The following is a 24,039-nucleotide window of genomic DNA, read 5'->3' as shown; positions in this document are numbered from 1 at the left end:
ATATCGCCAATGCGCATAGCGAGAAGCGCCGGGGACTGGTCGTAGAGGGGGTCCTACGCCATGGATGGCGTCGGTAGCGCCCAGGGAGGGGTTCACAGCGCCCCCTCGTAGACCTGTCGCCGGAGCCGCTACGAGCGATTCACCATCTGCAACAGCCCTGACGGCCAGAAGGGACAAATTGACGATGACCCGACCCGCACTGATCGGCGATATCGGGGGCACCAACGCCCGCCTCGCCCTGGTGACCCCGGGCGCCTTCGCGCCCCATGACATCCTGAGCCTGCCCTGTGCCGACTACCCTGGCGTCGTCGAGGCGGTTCGCGACTACCTGACCCGCGTCGGTGCCACCGGCGACCGCGCCCCACGTGAGGCCTGCCTGGCCTTCGCCTGCCCGGTCCACAGTGAGCGGGTGGTGATGACCAACAACCACTGGGACTTCACCAAGACGGCCGTGCGCGAAGCCCTGAATCTCGACCTCTTCAAGGTCATCAACGATTTCATGGCCCAGGCGCTGGGCGTGCCCCATGTCGATGACGCTGAACTGGTCACCCTGCAGGAAGGCACGACCGCCCCCCATGCCGCACGCCTGGTGATCGGCCCCGGTACCGGTCTCGGCGTGGCCGGGGTCTTCCCCGGCCGCCACGACTGGATTCCACTGCCGACGGAGGGCGGGCACGTGACCTTCGCGCCCACCGACGAGCGCGAACAGAACCTGCTGCGCCACTTCCGCAACCGCTATGGTCGGATCTCGGTGGAGCGGCTGCTCTGCGGCCAGGGCCTGCTGGACCTGTATACCGCCCACTGCTCGCTGAAGGGGGCCAATCCGCGCTACGACAAGCCCGCCGAGATCACGGAAGCGGCCAGGGGCGACGACCCGGTGGCGCGTGATACCCTGCTGCGTTTCCTGAAGATCCTCGGCGACGTCAGCGGCGATGCCGCGCTCACCATGGGGGCACGTGGTGGCGTCTACCTGTGCGGCGGGATACCGCCCCGCCTGCTGGACTGGCTGCCGGATAGCCGTTTCCTGGAGGCCTTCGCCGCCAAGGGCCGGATGAGCGACTACACCGCGGATATCCCGGTGCACGTGGTCACCGCCCCCTGGACGGGCCTGCTGGGCGCCGCCGAGGCCCTGCACAACCCAGAGGTCGAGTAGTGCCGCGCTCGACGGAGGAGATACTATGATTCCCGCATCCCTGCGCGCCCTGCTGGACGCCACCCAGGGCCAACGCCGTGCCGAATGGGCCGGTCGCGAGGTATGGCTGGCCAATGAACCCTGGGGCGAACTCGCCGTTTCGCTGCAAGGCGCCCAGGTCCTGCACTTTTTACCTGCGTCGCCCAAAGACGCGACCGCTGAGGGCTCTGCTTCTATGTCGCCCGAAGACGCGACAGCTGAAGGCTCTGCTTCCGCCGGTGCTCTGGATGGTCTCGAAGCTGCGCGAGCCGAGGATGAAGAGGCCCTGGCGCCCGGTGGCTGGCTCTGGGTGACGCCCACCCCTCAGGACCTGCCCGGGGCGATCCGGGGCGGCATCCCGCTGTGTTGGCCCTGGTTCGCCGACGAGCACACCGCCGACGAGTCTCCCGACCGATCAGGCCCCATGCACGGCCCGGCGCGCAAGGCCGAGTGGCGCCTCGACGCCGTGGACGAGCACGAGGAAGGCGTGGAACTGCATCTCAGTCCCCTCGAGCGCCTGCACAGCCAGCTCGTGCCCCGGGCGGTGATCCAGGCCAACGCCCAGCGGCTGCATGTCGAACTGATCACCGAGCACACCGGCGAGACCCCGGTGAAGATCACCGGCGCCCTGCACAGCTACCTGGCGGTGGATGATGCCTTCTCCTGCCGCGTCGAAGGCCTGGCCGGTGCCCGCTATCTCGACAAGCTCAAGGACTTCGCCGAGAGCGAGCAGCAAGGCGAGCTCGGCGTACGTGGCGGCATCGATCGCATCTATCACAGCAACGAAGAGGCCCTGCTCGACGACGGCCAGCGCCGCCTGCGCATCGCCCGCCAGGGCAGCGACTCGGCGGTGGTATGGAATCCGGGCGACACGCCGCCTGCCGACACGTCCCCGGCGGCCGCGCGGCGCTTCCTGTGCGTCGAATCAGCCAATACCCGGCTCGACCCGGTGTGGCTGGTGCCCGGCGCCCAGCACCTGCTGGGCACGACCCTGTCGCGGGCGACCTGATCCCGCCCCTTCGGCACGTCCTTCGCCCGGGGCCATGCGGTCGCCTGACATTCACCCAACAACCACACTCCAGAGGGAGACGCCAGATGCACCGACTGATCGCCTTCGGCGAGGCCCTGGTCGATATGCTTTCCAGCCGACTGGGCGACACCCGCGAGGGGCCGGAAACCTTCACGCCCTACGCCGGCGGCGCCCCGGCCAACGTTGCCGTGGCCTGCGCCCGGCTCGGCCTGCCGAGCCAGTTTCTCGGCATGCTCGGCGAGGACTACTTCGGCGACTTCCTGGCCAGCGAACTGGCCGCTCACGGCGTCGACGTCTCCGGTGTGCGGCGTACCCGCGAAGCGCGCACGGCACTGGCCTTCGTCTCGCGCGATGCCGAGGGCGAACGAACCTTCGACTTCTACCGACCGCCCGCCGCCGACCTCCTGTACCGTCTCGACCACCTGCCTGCCGGCGTATTCGGCGAGCCCGCCCTGCTCCACCTGTGCAGCAACAGCCTGACCGAACCGGCCATCGCCGAAACCACCCTGGCCATGGCCGGCATGGCGCGCCGCGCCGGTTGCCTGGTCAGCGTCGATGCCAACCTGCGTCACAATCTCTGGGAAGGCGGTGGGGCGGACATCAGCCTGGTCACCCAGTTGCTGGACGGTGCCGACCTGCTCAAGCTGTCCACCGAGGAGCTCGCTTACCTGCGCACCGACCACCCGGAGGAAGACTGGCTGGCCGAGCGCCTGGCCGCCGGCGTCAAGGCCATCGTCATCACCGACGGACCCGGCGAAGCAAGGCTGAGACAGTTGGAAACCGAGACTCGCGTGGCACCGCCACGCGTACAGGCGGTGGACACCACCGCCGGCGGCGACGCCTTCATCGGCGGCCTGCTGACCCGGCTCGTCGAGCGCTACCACGACGACTGGCACCGCGACGCCGCCCTGCTGGAAGATGCCCTGACATTCGCCTGCCGCTGCGGCGCCCATGCGGTGACCCGCCCCGGCGCCTACGCCGCCCTGCCGACCCGCGACGATCTCGGCCATTGAGGCCAAAAAAAGCCGGCCCAGCGGGCCGGCGAGAAAGAGACAGCTCCAGGCTGCCGAGAGAGATCATGAAACCACCCGTCGCCTCATCGCGACTCAGTGGTGAAAGCGTTGCGCCGCTTCCCTGGCCAGTTCACGAATACTGTTCCAGTCCTCGGCTTCGACCAGCGGGGTCGGCGTCAGCCAGGACCCCCCCACGCACATCACGTTCTTGAGCGCCAGGTAGTCGTCGGCGTTATCCAGGGTGATGCCGCCAGTGGGGCAGAAGCGCGCCTCGGGAATCGGCCCGGCGAAGGCCTTGAGCGCCTTGACGCCGCCACTGGCTTCGGCCGGGAAGAACTTGAAGCGGCGATAGCCGAACTGCCAACCGATCATCAGTTCCGAAACGGTCGCCACCCCGGGCAGCATCGGCACCGGGCTGCTCACGCCATGGCGATACAGCGCCTCGGTGGTGCCCGGCGTCACCACGAAATCGGCGCCGACCTGTTCGGCCTGGCGATACTGAGCGGGCGTCAGCACCGTGCCGATCCCGACACTCGCCTGGGGAAGCGCTTCCTTGATGCGCTGGGTGGCTTCCAGGGCACAGTCGGTGCGCAGGGTAACCTCGAGCACGCTCAGCCCCCCCTCGACCAGGGCCTTCGCCAGTGGCACGGCATCTTCCACGCGCCGAATGGCCAGCACCGGAATCACTTCGGCCTTGAGGCAGATGCTGTCGAGCTCGGTGGTCCGCGTGGATGGCAGTTGCTTGTCGATGGTCATGTCATTCTCCGTGATGCAGGGCCGATAACGGGGTGGCTCAAGGGGCCCAATAAATACCCAACGGGCTGGCCAGAAAGGCACGAATCGGCAGCGCTCGGGTGTCATCGCCGACCAGCGCCTTGCCCAGGACGTCGCGCTTGGCCTCGCCGGTGATGTGCAGAAAGTGTCGATACGCCTGGTGCAGCCGGTCGGCACTCAGGCTGATACGGGGTTGCGGCTGACTGGGAGTACGTACCGCCACGACCGGTTCGGCAGTGGAAAGCGCCAGATCCAGCTCGCGACTGTCCGGAAACAGCGAGGCGGTGTGCCCATCGCCGCCCATTCCCAGCACCACGGCACTGGCCGGCCAGGCCAGGCCACTGACGCGCTCGGCCACCTCGGCCGTGCCTTCCTCGGGCGTGTCGGCATCGCTCGTCAGAGGCACGAAACGTGCGTGACGCGCCTCGCCTCGCAGAAGATGCTCGCGGACGAGTCGCGCGTTGCTGTCGTCGTCGGTCTCCGACACCCAGCGCTCGTCGGCCAGGGTCACCTCGACGCGCGACCAGGGCAACGGTGTCTCCGCCAGGGCGCGCAAGAAGGGCACCGGCGTCGAACCGCCGGATACTACCAGGAGCACCGTTTCCCGCTCCGCCAGGTCGACCCTCAGCGCTTCGGCCACGGCTTCGGCGAGTTGGTGTGACAGTCGTTCGCGTGGGGCCTGCTCGAGTGCCATATCAGTAATCCTCATACCAGCTACGGCCATCCTGGGTAATCATGGCGATCGAGGCCACGGGTCCCCAGGAACCGGCGGGATAGCGTCGGGGTAACTCATCGCGCGCCTGCCAGGCATTGATCAGGCTGTCGCACCACCGCCAGGCATGCTCGACCTCGTCGCGGCGCACGAACAGATACTGCTGTCCCTTCATCACCTCCAGCAGTAGACGCTCGTAGGCATCGGGGATCCGCGTCTTGGCGAAGGCACTGTTGAAATCCAGATGCAGCGGCCCGGGACGCAGTCGCATGCCCTTGTCCAGTCCGCTGTCCTTGGTCAGCACCTGCAGGGCGATTCCTTCGTCCGGTTGCAGACGGATCACCAGCTTGTTGGCGGCCAGGGCGCGTTGATCGGGATCGAAGATGTAATGCGGCTGCTGGCGGAAGTGAATGACGATCTGCGAAAGTTTCTCGGGCATGCGCTTGCCGGTACGCAGATAGAAGGGCACGCCGGCCCAGCGCCAGTTGGACACCTCGGTCTTCATGGCCACGAAGGTCTCGGTGTGGCTCTCGGTGTTGGCGTCGGGTTCCTCGAGATACCCCGGCACGCCGGCACCATCGCTGGTGCCGGCGATGTACTGGCCGCGTACCACGTCGCGACCAAGCATATCGTCGCTGAACGGCTTGAGCGCCTTGAGCACCTTGACCTTCTCGTCGCGAATGGCGTCGGCATCAAGGTTCGCGGGCGGATCCATGGCAATGAGGCAGATCAGCTGCAGCAGGTGGTTCTGCACCATGTCACGCAGTTGACCGGCCTGATCGAAATAACCCCAGCGTCCCTCGATGCCGACCTTCTCGGCCACCGTGATCTCCACATGGGAGATATGGTTCTGGTTCCACTGGGTGCCGAACAACGGATTGGCGAAGCGCAGGGCAATCAGGTTCTGGACGGTCTCCTTGCCCAGATAATGATCGATGCGATAGATGCGGGATTCGGGGAAGACCGCACCGATGGCGTCATTGATCTCGGCGGAGGACTCGAGGTCGTAGCCGATCGGCTTCTCGACCACCACGCGACTGCGCTCGTCGAGGCTTCCGCTGTCCTGGAGGTGGCGGCAGATATCACCATAAAGGCTCGCGCCAACCGCCAGATAGATGACCATGGGGCGCTCTCCGGCCCCCTGGCGCCATTCGCGGATACCGGCATAGCCCTCGGCCTGGGTGGCGTCCACACAGCGGTAATCGAGCCGGGCCAGGAAGCGCTTGAGCGTCGAGCGGTCCAGTTCCTCGCTCTTGACGTACTGCTTGAGCGCCGCTTCCACGCGGGACTTGAAGCCATCGAGATCCTCTTCCTGGCGCGCCACGCCGAGCAGGCGAGTGCTCGCAGCCAGCAGGTTTTCCCGATCGAGGTGATATAGCGCGGGGTACAGCTTGCGCTGGGACAAGTCGCCCAGCGCGCCGAACAGCACGAAATCGACCTCCGTTCCAGCGGCGTCGGAGGACCGCGCCGACCGGGACCGCGTGTCTTGACTCATGTCCGCCCCCATTTGGTTAACTTAGCAAAATACTAGCGCAATAGCGCACTAGTCTCCAAAATTTTTCTGTAAAATTACTACTAAAGCCAAAGCATCCAGGCACCGCTTAACGACTGACTATGGCGTCTCACGAGGCTCCCGCGCTAGGATACCGAGCACAATGTCGTTAAATAACCACCTGGACAGGGCACCGGCCCACCATCATGGAGACGCTTTCGCCCATGGTCAGTCATGATCTGCTGGACCGCATCCGCCGCCGACTCGACGAACTCAATCGTTCCGAGCGCAAGGTCGCCGACGTCATCCTCGCCGATCCGAGCGCCGCCACCAGCATGAGTATCGCCAGTCTGGCGCATGCCGCGTCGGTCAGCGAGCCGACGGTCAACCGGTTCTGCCGCAGCTTCGATGCCAAGGGCTATCCCGACTTCAAGATCAAGCTGGCACAGAGTCTCGCCGGCGGCACGCCCTATGTCAGCCAGGCCGTGGAGCCCGGCGACAGCGCCGAGGGATACACCAGCAAGATCTTCGGCGCCACCATCGCCGCCCTCGACCTGGCTCGGCGCGAGACCGACTCGGTCCGGGTCGATCGCGTCGTCGACTATCTCACCCAGGCCAAACAGTTGCACTTCTTCGGGCTCGGTGCCTCAGGCGCGGTGGCCCAGGATGCCCAGCACAAGTTCTTCCGTTTCAACATCCCCGTCTCGGCCTATATCGACGTCTTGATGCAACGCATGGTGGCCGCCGCCTGCCATACCGGCGATGTGGTGGTCGTGCTCTCCTACACGGGCCGCACCCGCGAACTGGTCGACATCGCCAGCCAGGCACGCGGCAACGGCGCCGTCGTGCTGGGCATCACCGATCCCGACTCGCCACTGGCCGACGAATGCACCGAGATCCTGGCCGTGAGCGCCCCGGAAGACACCGATCACTATATGCCGATGACCTCACGGATGATCCAGCTGGCCTTGATCGACGTCCTGGCCACCGGCGTGACCCTGCGACGCGGCGAAGACTTCCTGCCGCATCTGAAGAAAATCAAGGACAGCCTGAAGGAAACGCGCTACCCGGCGCGTTGAGCATGGCCTCCGCTTGCCAAGTCGGCGGCGAGCCACAACAATGACGGCTCCTTTTCCATCAGGAGACCGCCGATGCGCTGGATTGCCGCGACTGCCGCCGCCCTGGCCCTGCTCGCCCAGGGGGCGCAGGCCAATGAGACCTTCCGTTTCACCGCCATTCCCGACGAGGACCAGTCGCGCCTGATCGAGCGTTTCTCGAAGGTCGCCGACTATCTCGAGGAGCAACTGGACGTCGAGGTGGAGTACGTCCCGGTGAAGTCCTACGGCGCTGCGGTCACGGCCTTTCGCAACGACCAGGTTCAGCTGGCCTGGTTCGGCGGCCTCTCCGGCGTTCAGGCACGTCGCCTGGTACCGGACTCCCGGGCGCTCGCCCAGGGCCAGGAGGATGCCGAGTTCAAGAGCTACTTCATCGCCCACCAGTCCACCGGCCTGGAGAGTGCCGACGAGCTGCCGGGCGATATTCGTGACCTGAGCTTCACCTTCGGCTCGAAGACCTCGACATCCGGTCGGCTGATGCCCGAGCACTTCCTGCGCCAGCACTTCGACGAGGCCCCCGAGGACGTCTTCTCGCGGGTCGGCTTCTCCGGCGATCATTCGCGCACCATCGCCCTGGTCGAATCCGGCACCTACGAACTCGGCGCCGTCAATTACGCCGTCTGGGAGGCCGCCGTCGAGGACGACCGCGTCGATACCGACAAGGTCGAGGTGATCTGGTCGACCCCCAGCTACCCGGATTATCAGTGGACCCTGCGCGGCGATGCCGACGAGCGTTTCGGCGACGGCTTCGGCGACCGGGTGCGCGATGCCCTGCTGGCGATGGACGATCCCGAACTGCTGCAGAGTTTCCCGCGTTCGGCCTTCATCCCCGCCGATAACGCCATGTACGCGCCCATCGAGCAGGTGGCGGAATCGCTTGGCCTGCTGCGCTGACATGCCGGAACGCCATGCCCCGCTACTGGCCCTGGAGGATGTCGACCTCGGTCACGGCGACCGAGTGGTGCTGCCACGCCTGAGCCTGACCCTGAATCCCGGCGAACGGGTCGCCCTGCTCGGCCCCAGCGGCGCCGGCAAGTCGACGCTGCTGGCGGCCCTGCGCGCCCGCCTGGGTGATGACGTCGCCTGGTGCCCGCAGCATCACGGCCTGGTGCCGGGGCTGGCGGTTTACCACAACATCTACATGGGGCGCCTGGGCAAGCATTCGGCCCTGGCCAACCTGTGGAACCTGGTGCGCCCCTTGCGCGGGCCCTGGCAGGAAATCGCCGGCCTCTGCGAGCGACTCGGCATCGATGACCTGATGCGTCGCCCCGTGGGGCAGCTGTCCGGCGGCCAGCGCCAGCGTACCGCCATCGGCCGCGCCCTGTATCAGCGACGCCGCCTGTTCCTCGGCGACGAGCCGGTGGCCAGCGTCGACCCCCACCAGGCGCTGCACCTGCTGTCGCTGATCGATGCACAACACGACACCTGCGTCATCGCCCTACATCAGCGCGAGTTGGCACTCTCCCATTTCGACCGGGTCTGGGGGCTGCGGAACGGTCAACTGGCGATCGACGCGCCAGCCACCGAGTTGAGTCTCGACGACCTGGATGCCCTCTACCCCGACGCCGCGGCGACCGCCGCCTCCGACACGCCGGAGGCGACATCACAGCCCCGTCCGCTGCCCTGTTATCGGGGGCAAGCGTGACCGTGACGCCACCCGCTCGTCCCTTGTGGTTCACCGGCGACGCCCTGGGGCCCCGGCTGGCCCGCCATACCCTGACGCTGGTGGCGCTGGCACTGCTCCTGCTGCCCCTGGCGGATCTCTCGATCATCACCCGGGACCCATGGACGGAACTCGCACGCATGGCCCGGGGGCTCGCCTGGCCGGCCTGGGGCGCCGTGGAATCGCCCTTTCACGCGCTGGGGCTGACCATCTCGATCGCTCTCTGGGGAACACTGGCCGGCATGGTGCTCGGCTTTCCCCTGGCACTGCTCTTCAGCAAGTCCCGCCTGGTTCGCGCCAGTTGTGCCTTCCTGCGGGCCATCCACGAGCTGTTCTGGGCCCTGCTATTCCTGCAGGTCTTCGGGCTCTCGGCCCTTACCGCCCTGGCCGCGCTGGCCATCCCCTATGCCGGTATCTTCGCCAAGGTCTATGCCGAGATCCTCGAAGAAACGCCCCGGGCGCCCGGCGATGCCCTGCCACCCGGGGTCGGCCGACTCGTTCGCTTCGTCTATACCGAGTTGCCGCTGGCCTGGCCTCGGCTGGCCGCCTATACCCGCTACCGCTTCGAGTGTGGCCTGCGCGCCAGCGTGCTGCTGGGCTTCGTCGGCCTGCCGACCCTGGGGTTCCAGCTCGAGACCGCCTTCCGCGAAGGCCGCTACCATGAGGCCGGCGCCCTGCTCTGGCTGTTCTATCTGCTGATCGCCAGCCTGCCCTGGTGGAGCCACCGGCGGCTGTTGCCGGTGCTGGCTATCGGCGGCGCCTTCCTGCTCGGCCCCTGGCCCTCGGTGGACAGCGCTCTGCTGTGGCGCTTCGTCAGTCAGGACATCTGGCCGCAACCCTTGCTCGCGTGGGACTGGCCGGGACTCATCACCTGGTTGACGCGAATCCCCGACCTGGCCCCGGCCATCGGCAATACCCTGCTGCTCGGTCTGCTGGGCACGGTGGGCAGCCTGCTGGTGGCCCTCGTCATGTGGCCCCTGGCCAGCCGTCACTTCGGCAATCGCGTCTCACGCCTCGCGGGCAGCGGCCTGCTGGTCCTGCTGCGCTCCACGCCGGAGCTGATGCTGGCGTTCATCTTCCTGTTGCTGCTGGGCCCCTCGATGCTCCCGGCCTGGCTCGCGCTGGCCCTGCACAATGGCGCACTGATCGCCTTTCTCATCGCCCGCCACGCCGACAGCCTGACGCCCGGCATGACCCACCTGCCCGCCTCGGGCCGCCTGGCCTACGAGCTGCTGCCACGCCTCTACCCGAGCCTGCTGGCGCTGCTCTACTACCGGGCGGAGGTGATCCTGCGCGAGACGGCGATACTGGGCATGCTGGGCGTGGCCACCCTGGGCTACTACATCGACGAGAACTTCCAGTACCTGATGTTCGACGTCGCCTTCTTCCTGCTGCTGGTGACCGCCGCGTTCAATATCGCCGTGGATGCACTGTCGCGGCGGTTCAGGCCGAAGGAAGCGCCGCTGGAAGTGCCCGGGATGGATGCTTAGGTATTTACCAGAGCAGTGACGGTGATCTCCACCTTCAGCTCATCGGCGGGCATCGGCGCACAGACACAGGTGCGAGCCGGGGCGTGGCCTTCAGGCACCCAGGCGTCCCAGACGGCGTTCATGGCGGCGAAGTCGCTCCCGTCCTTGAGATAGAGGGTGGCCGAAAGCAGATGTTCGCGGTCGGAGCCGATCTCGTCGAGCAGGGCCTCGACGCGGGCCAGCATGCTTTCGGTCTGGACGGTGATGTCGCCGTGGCGCGCTTCGGGACCGGCCACCTGGCCGCACAGGTAGGCGACGCCGTTGTGGATGACGGCACGGCTCATGCGCGCCTTGGTGTCATGGCGTTGGATGCTCATTCATGTTTCTCCTGGCAGAAAGTATCAACAGGGCATACTACCCCAGGAAAGCGAGAAAAAGCAGCGTTAATCACCAGCTCAGTCGGCGCAATCGATACATTTCAACACCAGAGGATCCCAGCCCAGACGCTTGGCACCGATCCACTCGCCACACTCGATGCACTCGCCATACTCGCCGCGTTCGATCCGTTCGAAGGCCGCACTGATCCGCCGCAGGGCCAGTTGCCGTCGCTCTTCCTCGGCCTTGGCCATGGCCTGCCCCTGGAGGGCGTCCATCCGCGACAGACGCCCCACCGAGGTCTGATCCAGCATCACGGTGTCGCGCGATTCCTGGCTGGCCTCGCTCTGTGCCTGCAAGTCGGCTCTCAGTTCGTGCAGCCGCGCCTCGACGCTCTCCATATCCAGTTCGGGGTGATTCATGATCGTCTCCGGCTGACTGGGCCACGCCCATTCCTTCGATATATGAGTGATATCCTGTATGACCTGGAGATCAGGGACGCATCTTTCATCCTGCCATCTCGCCACCGATATCGCATTCGCCGTTTCATGGAGGATCCATCACATGGGGTACCGCACTCTCCTGCGCGATCACCGGGGCCTGCTGAGCATCGCCTTTCTGGCCATGTTCTCCTCGAGTCTCGGTCAGAGCTACTTCGTCGGCCTCTTCCAGGCACCGCTCTCCGAGCGACTGGACCTCAGTGCTGGGCAATTCGGAACCGCCTACTCGACGGTCACCCTGATCGCCGGTTTTGTCATGCTGCGTTTCGGTCCCAGCATCGACTGGATATCGCCGCGGCGATTCGCGTCGACCGTTCTCGCCATGCTGCTGCTCGGCGTGCTGCTGCTGACGCTGTCGCCCTGGTGGGGGATCGGACTGCTGGGCCTCGGGCTGGTGCGGCTATGCGGACAGGGCATGATGTCCCATCTGGGCAATACGCTGGCCGGTCGTGAATTCACGACCATGCGCGGCCGCGCCCTCGGGCTGGTGGGGATGGGCATCATGCTGGGTGAAATCCTGCTGCCCCCGGTGATGGCGGCGCTGCTGGCATGGTTCGGCTGGCGCGAACTGTGGTGGCTGTTCTGCCTGTTGCTGGCCGGGCTGTGGATTCCGCTGCTGTGGCGCGGCAGCTGGCCCAGGGCCCCCGGCAAGCGCCCGGATCGTGCCCGACGCCGCGACGGCCCGCGTCCCTTTCGCGAACGGCGCTTCTGGCAACTGCTGCCCCTGCTGATGATACTGCCGGTCACCATGACGGGGCTGTTCATCTACCAGGCGCGGATGACCGAAGACCTGGGCAGCAGCCTGGCGGTCTACGCCCTGGCGCTGACCGGCATGGGGCTCGCCAAGCTGCCCGGCGCACTGCTCGGTGGACGCTGGGTCGACCGCCTGGGCCCCGCGAGAGTGGCCAGGCTGTACCTCGTGCCCTATGTGGCGGCGCTGCTGATCGCCATCCTGCACGGCGGCAACGTCGGCGTCTGGGCCCTGATGGTCGGCGGCGGACTCGCCATGGGCGCCCAGGAATCCATCGCCACCAGTCTGCTGGTGAGGATCTGGGGCGCCGAGCATCTGGGCACGCTGCGCTCCACGCTGACCGCCTGCATGGTCTTCTCCACCGGTATCGCCCCCGCCATTCTCGGCGTGGCCCTGGACCTCGGTGCCAGCTTTACCACCGTGTTGATCGGCATGCTGGTCCTGCTGGCCGGCGGCTGGGGCATCGCCCAGCCCGTGCTGGCCACCCCGGCAGCCCGGGGCGGCTGACGCAACCTCGCGGTTAACGCAGAAGCAGCACCGGCACGCTGGCCCGCCGCAACATGGCCGTGGTGGTACTGCCCACCAGCAGGTGCCGGATGCGCGAGTGGCCATAGGCCCCCATCACCACCAGGTCGATAGCGTGCTCGTCCTTGTAGGTGCGCAAGGTTTCCTCGACCTCGCCGGCCCGGATGGCACCCTCCGCCTCGTGGCCGGCGTCGCGCAGCGTCTCAAGTGCCCAGTCGAGCTGGGAGCGATGGTCGCCGGTCTCGGCACCGACGATCACCACATGCACCGAGATGCCCTGAAACAGCGGACTCCGAGCCAGCATCTCGACGCCCTTGCGGGTGGTCTTGCTGCCATCGAAGGCGATCATCACCCGCTCAGGACGCTTGAAGGTCTCCGGCACCATCAGGATCGGACGGTGCAGGCCCCGCACCACGCGCTCCAGGTTGGACCCCAGGTGCTCACTGGCCTGATGTGCCGTCTCGCCGCGCTTGCCGATCACCAGCAGGCGTATCTCCGCCTCCAGCTCGTCCAGCGTTTCGACAAGGGTGCCGTTGCGCTGGCGCGTCGCCGGCTCGGCGACACCATCGTCCACCGCACGCTCGACGGCGGCCTTGAGCATCAAGCGTCCCTGCTCCTGGGCGACCTTGGCACGCTCTTCGTCCAGGTGAGAAAGCTCCTCAAGCAGATGCTCCCGGGACCCCAGGCCAATGTTGCCGGAAAGATCCGCCTCGGCGGTCTGGGGGTGGTTATCGACCACATGCAGGAAGGTCAGGGGCGCGTCGAGCGCCAGGCTGGCCCAGGCCGCGTAGTCGCAGACACCCTCGGAAAATTGCGAGCCGTCGATGGCGGCCATCACCTGTTCTGTCATCAAGTTGTCTCACTGCTGGCGTATAGAGTTCCTTTCCTCGTTCTACACCATCATGGCCGCTCCGTCACAGGAAGAGCATCAATACAGGTGCAGCAAGACATATCCTTTGGTAGAATACGGCGCTCTTGTCGCAGGCCAGCATCGCTGACTGCCTTCAGCCAGTACCATCGACCCAGAAGGCTACTGCATTTCATGAGCACTCTGTTGACAGGGCTGATGACTCCGCCCTAGCACGCCCCACCTCCTCGAGCCTCGGTACCCCATCACGGCGGTGCCACGGCCGGACATCGCGCCGATGTCCCGGACGCTCCGACGTCCATTCTTCGCCATGCCTTGCCTTCGCACCTTAGGTGCCTGATGCCTCGGGTATCGGGATAGGCACGTTCACGACACGGCTGGCGCCTCACGGCACGACAACCACCTCCGACTGGACCGCAGCATGTACGAAAAAATGAAACTGAGTTGGTTTTCCAACCTCAAGGGCGATGCCCTCGCGGGCATCGTCGTCGCCCTGGCACTGATTCCCGAGGCCATCGCCTTCTCCATCATCGCCGGGGTCGATCCCAAGGTTGGCCTCTACGCCTCCTTCGCCATCTGCGTGATCATCGCCTTCACCGGCGGCCGCTCCGGGATGGTCTCGGCGGCTACCGGCGCCATGGCCCTGCTGATGGTCACCCTGGTCAAGGAGCACGGGTTGGAGTACCTGCTGGCGGCCACCCTGCTCACCGGGGTACTGCAGATCCTTGCCGGCTACCTGCGCCTGGCCGATCTGATGCGCTTCGTATCACGCTCGGTAGTCACTGGCTTCGTCAACGCCCTGGCGATCCTGATCTTCATGGCCCAGCTACCGGAACTGACGGATGTCACCTGGCATGTCTACGCCATGACTGCGGCAGGCTTGATCATCATCTACGGCTTTCCCTATATACCGGTAATCGGCAAGTCGCTTCCCTCGCCCCTGGTATGCATTGTGGTGCTGACCATCGTCTACATGGCCACCGGCATGGAAATTCGCAGCGTGGGCGACATGGGCGAGCTGCCCGACAGCCTGCCGGTCTTCCTGTGGCCGGACGTGCCGCTCAATCTCGAGACCCTGATGATCATCCTGCCCTATTCGCTGATGCTGACGGTGGTGGGCCTGCTGGAGTCGATGATGACCGCCACTATCATCGACGACCTCACCGACACCGGCAGTAACAAGAACCATGAATGTAAAGGCCAGGGCATCGCCAACATCGGTGCCGGCCTGATCGGCGGCATGGCGGGCTGTGCGATGATCGGCCAGTCGGTGATCAACATCAAATCCGGTGGCCGCCGTCGCATGTCGACCCTGATCGCCGGCGTGGCGCTGCTGATGATGGTGGTCTTCCTCGCCGACTGGGTCTCCCAGATTCCCATGGCGGCACTGGTAGCCGTGATGATCATGGTTTCCATCGGTACCTTCAGCTGGAGTTCCATCCGTGACCTGAAGAAGCATCCGATGAGTTCCAACATCGTCATGGTCGTTACCGTGGCCGTCACGGTGGGCACCCATAACCTGGCCATTGGCGTCTTCGTGGGCGTGCTGCTGGCCGCGCTGTTCTTCGCCAACAAGGTCGGCAACATCCTCTATATCGGCAGCGAGGAGGCCGATGAGGGCAGACACCGTATCTACAAGGTCGTCGGCCAGGTGTTCTTCGCTTCTTCCGAGCACTTCGGCGGCGCCTTCGACTTCAAGGAGTCCTTGGAGAAAGTGACCATCGACCTGTCCCGCGCCCACTTCTGGGACATCACTGCCGTCCAGGCACTGGACCGGGTCGTGATCAAGTTCCGCCGCGAAGGTACCGAGGTGGAGATGCTCGGCCTCAACGAGGCCAGCGCCACCATCGTCGACCGTTACGCGGTACACGACGACCCCGAGGCAGTCGAAAAATTGATGGGCGGCCACTGACGCCCCACTGGCGACCCCGTCCCGGAGGGTCCTGCCGGGGCGGGGCGCCCGATGATGCCCCGCCCGACAGGAGACATCGCCCCGTCCGGCACTGCCAAGATGCCGGATGGGCCGCCCCGGACGCACCTACAACGCCAGCGTTGACCACCATGCCCCACGACCAAGCGACCCTCGCCACACCACGTCCTTCCTCTCCCCGGCTGCTGCTGGGGGGCGCCTTCCGCAACTTCCTGGGCAATTCGCCGATCTGGTACAAGATCGTCATCCTCGCCTTCCTGATCCTCAATGTCGTCTGTCACTGGACCCTGGGCGAACAGTCCGGGACCTTGCTCGGCTGGCTGCTGCTGGGTGAATTCATCTTCACCCTGGCCATGGCCCTGAAGTGCTATCCGCTGCTGCCCGGGGGCCTGCTGGCCCTGCAGGCCGTGCTGCTGGGGCTGACCTCGGCCGAGGCGGTCATGGGCGAGGTGGAACACAACCTGGAGGTGATCCTGCTGCTGATGTTCATGGTCGCGGGCATCTACTTCATGAAGAACCTGCTGCTCTTCTCCTTCACCAAACTGCTGATCCATGTACGCTCGAAGTACCTGCTGTCGTTGTTGTTTTCCGCCATGGCGGCAGTGCTCAGCGCCTTCCTGGATGCCCTGACGGTCACCGCGGTGATCATCGCCATCGCCGTGGGCTTCTACTCCGTCTACCACAAGGTCGCCTCGGGCAAGAGCTACGACCATCAACATGACCATCACGACGATGCCCCGGTGCGCGCCGAGCTGCACGCGGAACTGGATGACTTCCGTGCCTTCCTGCGCTCACTGTTGATACATGGCGTCGTCGGCACTGCCCTGGGCGGCGTCGCCACCATGGTCGGCGAACCCCAGAACCTGCTGATCGCCAAGGAGGCGGACTGGGGCTTCATCGACTTCTACCTCAACATGCTGCCGGTCAGCCTGCCTGTTCTGGTGGCGGGTCTGGCGACCTGCGTGCTGCTAGAGAAACTGCAATGGTTCGGCTATGGCACCGCCATGCCGAAGACGATCCGCAAGATCCTCAAGGACTATGACCACTACAAGGCCATGAAGCGGACGAATCGCGAACGCGCCGCCCTGATCGGCCAGGCCCTGGTCGCCGCCTTCCTGATCGCGGCCCTGGCGCTTCACCTGGCCGAGGTGGGACTGATCGGGCTGGCGGTGATCGTGCTGTTGACCAGCACCAACGGCGTCAGCGACGAGCACCAGATCGGCAAGGCCTTCCAGGAGGCACTGCCGTTCACCGCCCTGTTGGTGGTGTTCTTCACCGTGGTGTCGGTGATCCACAGCCAGCACCTCTTCCAGCCCTTCATCGAGATGGTACTGGCCCGGCCGGCCGAGGGGCAGGCAGGGCTGCTGTTCATCGCCAATGGCCTGCTCTCGGCAATCTCCGACAACGTCTTCGTCGCCACCGTCTACATCGGCGAGATCAAGGCGGCGTTGCTCAGAGGCGACATCGGCACCGAGCAGTTCCACCTGTTGGCCATCGCCATCAATGCCGGCACCAACCTGCCCAGCGTGGCCACGCCGAATGGCCAGGCCGCCTTCCTGTTCCTGCTCACCTCGGCGATCGCGCCGCTGCTGCGCCTCTCCTATGGACGGATGGTGGTAATGGCCTTCCCCTATGCGGTGGTGCTGTCGCTGGTCGGCTACTGGGGCGTGACCCACTGGGCAGGGTGAGCCGCCAATGCGAGCCCCGTGCCATCGACAGCATTGCTCTCGGCATGGGGCATCATTTGTCAGACAAGGAATCCATATGACCGATCACGTACTGGCCGCCATCGACGGCTCGATCTTCTCGGAAAGAGTATGCGACTACGCCGCCTGGGCCAGCCAGGCGCTGGCGTCTCCGCTGACCTTCCTGCACGTGGTGGACAACCATCCCCAGACCGCCGAGGCGGACCTCTCCGGCAACATCGGTCTAGGGGCTCGGGAACACCTGCTCGAGGAATTATCCGAGCTGGACGAACAGCGCGCCAAGGTCGCCCAAGAGCAAGGGCGACTGATGCTCCAGGCAGCCAAGGAGCGCGCCATCGAGGACGGCGTGGCCGAGCCGGCCAGCCGACAGCGCAACGGCACCCTCGTCGAGACCCTGGAGGAACTGGCCGGCGAGACCCGGCTGCTGGTGATGGGCAAGCGCGGCGAGAACGCCCATCAGGACAGTGAGCACCTGGGGTCCAACCTGGAGCGCGTGGTGCGCGGCCTGCACCTGCCGATCCTGATGGTGCCGGAGACCTTCAAGCGCCCCGAGCGAGTGATGATCGCCTTCGATGGCAGCAAGACCACCCGCAAGGGCGTCGAGATGCTGGCTCGGAGTCCGCTGTTTCAGGGCATCCCGGTGCATGTGGTGATCGTCGGCGCCGAGACCGGTGACCATCGCTCCCAGCTCGACTGGGCGCTGTCGACATTACGCGAGACCGGCCACGAGGCGGAAGGCGCCATTCGCGCCGGCGAGGTGGAAGCCACACTGCACGCCTACCAGGAAGAGCACGACATCGACCTGGTGGTGATGGGGGCCTACGGCCACTCACGAATTCGCCACCTGCTGGTGGGCAGTACCACCAGCGAAATGCTGCGCAAGACCCGCATCCCGGTGTTGCTGCTGCGATAACATTTCCCGAAACCGGCCCACCGCTTGGGGTACGTTTGGTGCGGCCGGTTTTTTTACATAGAGAGCGACACACCTCGGAGAAGAGCCTACCCATGAAAACCACGCCACCCTGATAGGCCACCGTTTCATCCCCCACCACAAGAGGACCCCGACAGTTTCCTTCTCCGCAAGGGCATGACAAGGAACCGACCATTGGACAGTACGACCTTCGCTCATACGGCTTTCTTCGATGAAAGCTCCTCATCCCAGCGTTTCGTCGCCGAGCTGCTCGAAAAAGCGGATATCCGCATCAACGGCGATCGCCCCCGAGATATCCGTTTCAACGCTCACGGCGTCATCGACGAGGCCCTGGCTCGGGGCAACCTCGGGCTTGGTGAAAGCTACATGATGGGGAACTGGGATGCCGAGCGGCTCGATGAATTCTTCTTTCATCTGCTCCGCGCGCGCCTCCCCGACAAGATCAACCCCCGCAAGCTGGTCTTCCACCATATCCGGACCCGCCTACTCAACCTGCAGACCGCCAAGCGTGCCTTCGAGGTCGGCGAAGCCCACTACGACCTCGGCAACGACTTCTACGCCGCCATGCTAGACTCGCGCATGACCTATACCTGCGGTTACTGGAAGAATGCCACCAATCTGGATGAAGCCCAGGAAGCCAAGCTGGATCTCATCTGCCGCAAGCTCGAGCTGGAGCCCGGCATGCGAGTGCTCGACATTGGCTGTGGCTGGGGCAGTTTCATGGCCTATGCCGCCGAGCACTATGGTGTGGAATGTGTTGGTCTGACGATTTCCCGGGAACAGACCGAATACGGCAAGCAACTGATGAAACAGGGGCTGCCGGTGGAGTTCCGCCTCAAGGACTACCGCGACGAGACCGAGCAGTTCGATCGCATCGTCAGCATCGGCATGTTCGAGCACGTGGGGCGCAAGAACTACCGCGAGTACATGGAAGTCGCCGAGCGTTGCCTCAAGGACGACGGCCTCTTCCTTCTGCACAGCATCGGCAAGAACGTGCGCGGTACCTCGCCGGATCCCTGGATAGACAAGTACATCTTCCCCAACGGCGAGTTGCCCGCCCTGGGGCATGTCACCGATGCCGCCGAGGAACTGTTCGTGGTCGAGGATCTGCACAACTTCGGCGCCGACTATGACAAGACCCTGATGGCCTGGCATGCCAACTTCGAGGCCAACTGGCACCGTTTCGCCACGGCCTACGGTGAGCGCTTCTACCGCATGTGGCGCTACTACCTGTTGAGCTGTGCCGGCGCCTTCCGCGCCCGTGACATCCAGCTCTGGCAGTTCGTGCTCAGCAAGAAAGGCGTCGTTGGCGGCTACCACCGGGTCAGTTGAATCGCGCCTTACCACTTACTCACAGCGTGGCAAGCCCTGCGCCGTGGATGCCGTGGTGCTGTCGACCCAGCACGATCCGGACATCGACCAGGAAGAGCTGCGCGAGATGGTCCGTCGCGAGATCATCGAGCAGGTGATTCCGGCCGAATGGCTGACCGAGACCACCCAGTATCACATCAACCCGACCGGCAAGTTCGTCATCGGCGGCCCGGTGGGCGATTGCGGCCTGACGGGTCGCAAGATCATCGTCGATACCTATGGCGGCATGGCACGCCACGGGGGCGGCGCCTTTTCCGGCAAGAATCCCTCCAAGGTCGATCGCAGCGCCGCCTATGCCGGTCGTTACGTGGCCAAGAACCTGGTGCCTGCCGGCCTGGCCGAGCGCTGCGAGATCCAGGTGTCCTACGCCATCGGGGTGGCCGAGCCGACCTCGGTGTCGATCAACACTTTCGGCACTGGACGGATCAGCGATGAGCGCATCGTCGAGCTGGTGCGCGAGCATTTCGACCTGCGGCCCAATGCCATCACCCGCATGCTCGACCTGCAGCATCCGATGTATCAGTTGACGGTGGCCTATGGCCATTTCGGTCGAGAACCGTTCGAACACCGCTACACCTGGACCGATACCCAGGACGAGGAGCATGTCGAGACCTTCACCGCCTTTCCCTGGGAGAAACTCGACCGGACCGATGCCCTGCGGGCCGCCGCCGGTATCTAACCCCAACGACACGGAGAGACGAGATGTCACAGAAGATCTACCACCTTCCCGAGGAGAATGACCCGTGACCGAACAGAAGATGAACGTCGAGAGCTTCAACCTGGACCACACCCTGGTACAAGCCCCCTACGTGCGGCTGGCCGATATCAAGACCGGCGAGCACGGCGATCGTATCCACAAGTACGACATGCGCATCTGCCAGCCCAACCGGGATCACATGGCAATGCCCGCATTGCACTCCCTGGAACACCTGATGGCCGAGCTCTCTCGCAATCACTCCGACAGGGTCGTCGACATCAGTCCCATGGGCTGCCAGACCGGCTTCTATGTGGCCATGATCAATCACGACGATTATGACGGTGTACTCGACCTCCTCGAGGGTACTCTGCGGGACGTGCTGGAGGCCACCGAGGTACCGGCATGCAACGTGATGCAATGTGGCTGGGCGGCCAGCCACAGCCTCGAGGGCGCCAAGGAACTGGCCCGTGGCTTTCTCGCCAAACGTGACGAGTGGAGCCGGGTCTTCGCGTGAGGCAATCGTGGCCAGGAAACCATCCGGGACGTCTACACAGCCACCGACAGAGGCGATATCGTGGACGGTTCCTGGAGGTGAGCCGACATGAACCACCCCGATATCGATACCGACCGCGTCATGAAACGGCTCGAGGACCAGCGCGCCGCCCTGGTCGAGCAACGCATCGAGAGTAGCGAAACTCGAGCCTCGACAGACCGGTCACCCGCGGCCTTGCAGCACCCGGCAGTGACCGAGGAGGAGGAAGAACGAAGACGCCAGACGATGCGTCGGATCGACTCTGCCCTGGACCGCCTCGATCGCAATGAGTTCGGCCAATGCCAGGCATGCGGCGAGCGGATCTCGGCCCAACGACTGGAAAGAGATCCCCTGGTGTCGGAATGTACCGATTGTGCGGATGGCAGGTACATCGAACGGCCGATCGCACACACTTGATCTTAGAGAATGACCAGAGGAGAGATGCCAAGCTTTATGCCACACAACGTGACCCTGGCAATCCAGCGACAGGACGAACGGCAGGAAGCCCTCGACGCCGTCGTGATTCCCGCCACTGACAAGCAACGCCATGATCTGGGCAGAGCCGCCGTCGGGCAGGCCTGGATGACATGGTCATCCAGCGAAGAAACCTCGAAAACGATAAAATTCATGCTGCCGCAAGTCGCTGCCACCGAAAGCGAATGGCGAACGGTGCTACAGGGCTATCGCTTCGCCATCCGCATCGCGGATCGTCATGAAGCCACCGCTCTGTCCCTACCGCTTCCCGAACAGGCAGGACTGGACTCCCGGGAAAAGGAGCAGGCATCAGTCCTGTACCGTTGCATCCTGGAACAATGCCAGGAGCTCAATCATATACGTCATGTTCGACTCCTGGCTCGCGACGAGCGTGAAGCCGCTCTTTACACGGGGTTGACGACCGGGGTCCAGGGCGAGGACCAGGCCTGATCTTGCGGCCTCACGCCCCCCTTGTTATCGTCGACCACACCTTGATTCTTTATCCAGATACCTTCCCAAGGTCGCTGGTAACTGCAGGAGATGCACTCCGATGATTCAGTTACTCACCGACACCCGCCCCAGTCCACCCTAGGTCTGCTATCCCCTGACCCGACCTTCTGGCCCGACAGGCACTGCCACGTCGGCTTTCATATCTGCCTGAATCCCGTTTCAAGCGGGGTTCCAGAGCATCTCGAAGGGGATTTAGCATGCAAAATGCCTTCATGCCCAACGTGGGCGAACTCTCCCGCGAAGATGGCTGGATCAGTGTCCATGATCATCTACCACTCGATTGTCGAGCCACCCTGTTGGTGGTCTATCAGGATCTCCATGGTGCCGGAGTTACCTCCGCCTGCTGTGAGCGAGGACGTTTCTTGAATAGTGCCAACCGCGCCCTGGTCAGGGGCGTCAAGGCCTGGCGTTACCAATAAGGCTGGCGGTATGTCCCAGTATCATGAAGACGACTCGCACCGAATCCAGGTGCTTCTGGATCAGGGATTCATCAGCATTCGGCATCGACGACCCAGCGAATCCGATCATATCGATTACGACCTTCGCTTCATGGGACAGCGGATTGCCGGTCACAAGCGCTTGAATAGCCTGCGACTGGAAGTCGATGAGGCCCTGAACCCCATCGATGCTGCCTTGCTGCTCGGCACAGGGCCGGGGATCACGTCGATCTATTGGAGGCTTCACGATCCGTCGAGTGACGACATGGCCATCGAGGCGCGCGATGAGGATTAGGCGAGATATCTGCCCTCATCGCTACTCGGCATATCAAAAACTCCCTATTCTGCAGAGTAAAGCATGTCAACCTCTAGAAAACACGCCAGCGGATCACTGCAACAGGAGGTGAAGAAGCGGCGCACGTTCGCGATCATTTCGCATCCCGATGCCGGCAAGACGACCCTGACGGAGAAGCTGTTGATGTATGGCGGTGCAATCCGCTCGGCGGGCACCGTCAAGGGCAAGAAGAGCCAGCATTTCGCGACCTCCGACTGGATGGAAGTCGAGAAACAACGAGGCATCTCGGTCGCCAGCTCCGTCATGCAGTTCGAACATGCAGACTGCGTGATCAATCTCCTCGATACACCCGGTCACCAGGATTTCTCGGAAGACACCTATCGGGTACTCACGGCGGTCGATGCTGCCCTGATGGTCATCGATGCCGCCAAGGGGGTCGAGGCTCAGACCATCAAGTTGCTGGAAGTATGCCGACTCCGAAAGACACCGGTCATCACCTTCATCAACAAGATGGATCGAGAAGTCAGGGACTCGCTGGAATTGATCGACGAGATCGAGGATATCCTGGGATTGCCTTGCGCCCCGATCACCTGGCCCATCGGCATGGGCAAGGAGTTCGCCGGTATCTTCGATCTCGGCAAGAACCGGATGCTCAAGTTTACCCCGGGAGAAGACCGACCCGAGAGTGATCAGAAAGTGCTCGATGGGGAAGATCATCCTTACCTGATTGACAACTTTCCCATCGCCCACGCGACCTTCAAGGAAGAAGTCGAGATTGTCCGTGAGGCAGCGGCGACCTTCGATCACGACGCCTTTCTAGGTGGCGACCTTTCCCCCGTGTTCTTTGGTTCGGCCATCAACAACTTCGGCGTTCAGGACATCCTCCAGGCGTTGGTTTCCTGGGCTCCGGAGCCTCGTCCTCGCATGGCGCGGCAACGCGAGGTGATGCCGGATGAAGCACAGTTTTCCGGTATCGTCTTCAAGATCCAGGCCAACATGAATCCTCAGCACCGGGATCGTATCGCCTTCCTCAGGATCTGTTCCGGTGAATACCGCACGGGCCTCAAGGTCAAGCACGTCAGGAGTGACAAGCCGATCAAGCTCGACCATGCCATCAACTTCATGGCCCAGGAGCGAGGTCAGCTGTCCACAGCCTGTGCGGGCGACATCATCGGCATCCCCAACCATGGCCGGCTACGGATCGGCGATGTCATCACCCAGGGCGAGGTGCTTGAACTGGTTGGCATCCCCCATTTCTCGCCGGAAATCTTCAAGACGACCCGACTGAATGATCCGCTGCGCGCCAAGCAGCTCAACAAGGCCCTCAAGGAGCTCGGGGAGGAAGGCACCATCCAGGTGTTCGAGCCCCTGGAAAAAACCGGCATGATCCTCGGCGCCGTCGGGCAACTGCAATTCGAGACCGTGGCTCATCGACTGCTGACCGAATACCATATCGACGTCGGCTTCGATAACGCACCGATCCATAAGGCGCTTTGGGTACACTGTGATGACCCCGTCACCATGAAACGCTTCATGCAAGCCAATGCCAACCGTCTCGCCCGGGACGCCGCGGGCACCCTGGCCTTCATGGCGCCTAACCGTTCCGTGCTCGACTTGACCCTTGAAAAGTGGCCCGATATCGCCTTCGACAGCACCCGGGAAGTCGGCGCCGTCCCGGACAGCCCCACTTCCTCCTGA

General features: G+C 64.1%; 24 protein-coding genes and 1 pseudogene. 19 read left to right on the top strand and 6 right to left on the bottom strand.

Translation table 11 applies throughout. The features are described from left to right. The first annotated feature begins 184 nt into the window (after window positions 1-184). The 3 genes from glk (at window position 185) to LU493_RS03360 (ending at window position 3,214) form a co-directional block, all read left to right on the top strand. Entirely contained in the window at window positions 185-1,153 is a 969-nt protein-coding gene (glk, locus tag LU493_RS03370; protein WP_275286376.1) for a glucokinase, read from the top strand. Between the two features lie 25 nt (window positions 1,154-1,178). Continuing rightward, entirely contained in the window at window positions 1,179-2,180 is a 1,002-nt protein-coding gene (locus tag LU493_RS03365; protein ID WP_275286375.1) for a D-hexose-6-phosphate mutarotase, read from the top strand. Window positions 2,181-2,266: 86 nt separating this feature from the next. Then, a complete protein-coding gene (locus LU493_RS03360) occupies window positions 2,267-3,214 on the top strand; it encodes a carbohydrate kinase family protein (protein ID WP_275286374.1) in 948 nt (315 codons plus the stop codon). A 93-nt stretch (window positions 3,215-3,307) separates the two neighbouring features. Here the strand turns inward: LU493_RS03360 and LU493_RS03355 are convergent, their stop codons facing one another. Genes LU493_RS03355 through zwf form a run of 3 tightly spaced genes read right to left on the bottom strand, consistent with a single transcriptional unit; the run spans window position 3,308 to window position 6,195 of the window. Then, a complete protein-coding gene (locus LU493_RS03355; protein WP_275286373.1) occupies window positions 3,308-3,970 on the bottom strand; it encodes a bifunctional 4-hydroxy-2-oxoglutarate aldolase/2-dehydro-3-deoxy-phosphogluconate aldolase in 663 nt (220 codons plus the stop codon). Window positions 3,971-4,007: 37 nt separating this feature from the next. Then, a complete protein-coding gene (gene pgl, locus LU493_RS03350) occupies window positions 4,008-4,682 on the bottom strand; it encodes a 6-phosphogluconolactonase (protein ID WP_275286372.1) in 675 nt (224 codons plus the stop codon). 1 nt (window position 4,683) lies between these two features. Further along, window positions 4,684-6,195 (bottom strand): glucose-6-phosphate dehydrogenase, encoded by a 1,512-nt coding sequence (gene zwf, locus LU493_RS03345; RefSeq protein WP_275286371.1) that lies wholly within the window; start codon window positions 6,193-6,195, stop codon window positions 4,684-4,686. A gap of 221 nt (window positions 6,196-6,416) precedes the next feature. Between zwf and hexR the strand changes: the two genes are divergently transcribed. The 4 genes from hexR to LU493_RS03325 all read left to right on the top strand — a co-directional run bounded on the left by hexR (window position 6,417) and on the right by LU493_RS03325 (window position 10,460). Next, complete coding sequence (gene hexR, locus LU493_RS03340) at window positions 6,417-7,271, top strand: transcriptional regulator HexR (protein ID WP_275286370.1); 855 nt, start codon at window positions 6,417-6,419, stop codon at window positions 7,269-7,271. Window positions 7,272-7,343: 72 nt separating this feature from the next. Next, complete coding sequence (locus LU493_RS03335) at window positions 7,344-8,201, top strand: putative selenate ABC transporter substrate-binding protein (RefSeq protein WP_275286369.1); 858 nt, start codon at window positions 7,344-7,346, stop codon at window positions 8,199-8,201. 1 nt (window position 8,202) lies between these two features. After that, complete coding sequence (locus LU493_RS03330) at window positions 8,203-8,952, top strand: ATP-binding cassette domain-containing protein (RefSeq protein ID WP_275286476.1); 750 nt, start codon at window positions 8,203-8,205, stop codon at window positions 8,950-8,952. Beyond that, window positions 8,949-10,460, top strand: a complete 1,512-nt coding sequence (locus LU493_RS03325) for a PhnE/PtxC family ABC transporter permease (protein ID WP_275286368.1) — start codon at window positions 8,949-8,951, stop codon at window positions 10,458-10,460. Before LU493_RS03330 ends, LU493_RS03325 begins: the two co-directional genes overlap by 4 nt. Here the strand turns inward: LU493_RS03325 and LU493_RS03320 are convergent. Together LU493_RS03320 and LU493_RS03315 are read right to left on the bottom strand one after the other, a co-directional pair. After that, window positions 10,457-10,816: a RidA family protein gene (locus LU493_RS03320; RefSeq protein WP_275286367.1), complete on the bottom strand. Its 360-nt coding sequence runs from the start codon at window positions 10,814-10,816 to the stop codon at window positions 10,457-10,459. The genes LU493_RS03325 and LU493_RS03320 overlap by 4 nt on opposite strands. A gap of 78 nt (window positions 10,817-10,894) precedes the next feature. Continuing rightward, a complete protein-coding gene (locus tag LU493_RS03315; RefSeq protein ID WP_275286366.1) occupies window positions 10,895-11,236 on the bottom strand; it encodes a TraR/DksA family transcriptional regulator in 342 nt (113 codons plus the stop codon). A 142-nt stretch (window positions 11,237-11,378) separates the two neighbouring features. On the opposite strand from LU493_RS03315, the gene LU493_RS03310 reads away from it, so the two are divergent. After that, window positions 11,379-12,572, top strand: coding sequence for an MFS transporter (locus tag LU493_RS03310; RefSeq protein WP_275286365.1), 1,194 nt, complete (start codon window positions 11,379-11,381; stop codon window positions 12,570-12,572). Window positions 12,573-12,585: 13 nt separating this feature from the next. Here LU493_RS03310 and LU493_RS03305 read toward each other — a convergent pair whose 3' ends face one another. After that, window positions 12,586-13,440, bottom strand: coding sequence for a universal stress protein (locus tag LU493_RS03305; protein WP_275286364.1), 855 nt, complete (start codon window positions 13,438-13,440; stop codon window positions 12,586-12,588). A 439-nt stretch (window positions 13,441-13,879) separates the two neighbouring features. On the opposite strand from LU493_RS03305, the gene LU493_RS03300 reads away from it, so the two are divergent. The 11 genes and pseudogenes from LU493_RS03300 (at window position 13,880) to LU493_RS03250 (ending at window position 24,039) form a co-directional block, all read left to right on the top strand. Further along, window positions 13,880-15,370, top strand: a complete 1,491-nt coding sequence (locus LU493_RS03300; protein ID WP_275286363.1) for a SulP family inorganic anion transporter — start codon at window positions 13,880-13,882, stop codon at window positions 15,368-15,370. A gap of 149 nt (window positions 15,371-15,519) precedes the next feature. Further along, on the top strand, window positions 15,520-17,076 hold the full coding sequence (nhaB, locus tag LU493_RS03295) for a sodium/proton antiporter NhaB (protein ID WP_275286362.1): 1,557 nt from the start codon (window positions 15,520-15,522) through the stop codon (window positions 17,074-17,076). Between the two features lie 76 nt (window positions 17,077-17,152). Further along, window positions 17,153-18,007: a universal stress protein gene (locus LU493_RS03290; protein WP_275286361.1), complete on the top strand. Its 855-nt coding sequence runs from the start codon at window positions 17,153-17,155 to the stop codon at window positions 18,005-18,007. 174 nt (window positions 18,008-18,181) lie between these two features. Next, the gene (gene cfa / locus LU493_RS03285) at window positions 18,182-19,357 is read left to right on the top strand and encodes a cyclopropane fatty acyl phospholipid synthase (protein ID WP_428994517.1); all 1,176 of its coding nucleotides are present in this window, start codon (window positions 18,182-18,184) and stop codon (window positions 19,355-19,357) included. Further along, window positions 19,281-20,075: pseudogene (gene metK, locus LU493_RS03280) on the top strand (methionine adenosyltransferase); the annotation flags it as partial. The gene cfa and the pseudogene metK, both read left to right, overlap by 77 nt. A 64-nt stretch (window positions 20,076-20,139) precedes the next feature. Continuing rightward, a complete protein-coding gene (locus LU493_RS03275) occupies window positions 20,140-20,607 on the top strand; it encodes an S-ribosylhomocysteine lyase (protein WP_275286359.1) in 468 nt (155 codons plus the stop codon). Window positions 20,608-20,694: 87 nt separating this feature from the next. Then, window positions 20,695-21,042: a TraR/DksA C4-type zinc finger protein gene (locus LU493_RS03270; protein ID WP_275286358.1), complete on the top strand. Its 348-nt coding sequence runs from the start codon at window positions 20,695-20,697 to the stop codon at window positions 21,040-21,042. Window positions 21,043-21,078: 36 nt separating this feature from the next. Next, a complete protein-coding gene (locus tag LU493_RS03265; RefSeq protein WP_275286357.1) occupies window positions 21,079-21,549 on the top strand; it encodes a hypothetical protein in 471 nt (156 codons plus the stop codon). A 257-nt stretch (window positions 21,550-21,806) separates the two neighbouring features. Further along, window positions 21,807-22,028 carry a hypothetical protein gene (locus tag LU493_RS03260; protein WP_275286356.1) on the top strand — a complete coding sequence of 74 codons (222 nt, stop codon included), beginning with the start codon at window positions 21,807-21,809 and terminating at the stop codon, window positions 22,026-22,028. A gap of 10 nt (window positions 22,029-22,038) precedes the next feature. Beyond that, window positions 22,039-22,341, top strand: coding sequence for a hypothetical protein (locus LU493_RS03255; protein WP_275286355.1), 303 nt, complete (start codon window positions 22,039-22,041; stop codon window positions 22,339-22,341). Window positions 22,342-22,404: 63 nt separating this feature from the next. Beyond that, on the top strand, window positions 22,405-24,039 hold the full coding sequence (locus tag LU493_RS03250; protein WP_275286354.1) for a peptide chain release factor 3: 1,635 nt from the start codon (window positions 22,405-22,407) through the stop codon (window positions 24,037-24,039).

Origin of the sequence: Halomonas elongata (assembly GCF_029081005.1) — a bacterium.
Taxonomy (GTDB): domain Bacteria; phylum Pseudomonadota; class Gammaproteobacteria; order Pseudomonadales; family Halomonadaceae; genus Halomonas; species Halomonas elongata_B.
The sequence above is the reverse complement of the archived record's forward strand: the minus strand, read 5'-3'. Positions and strand labels throughout refer to the sequence as shown.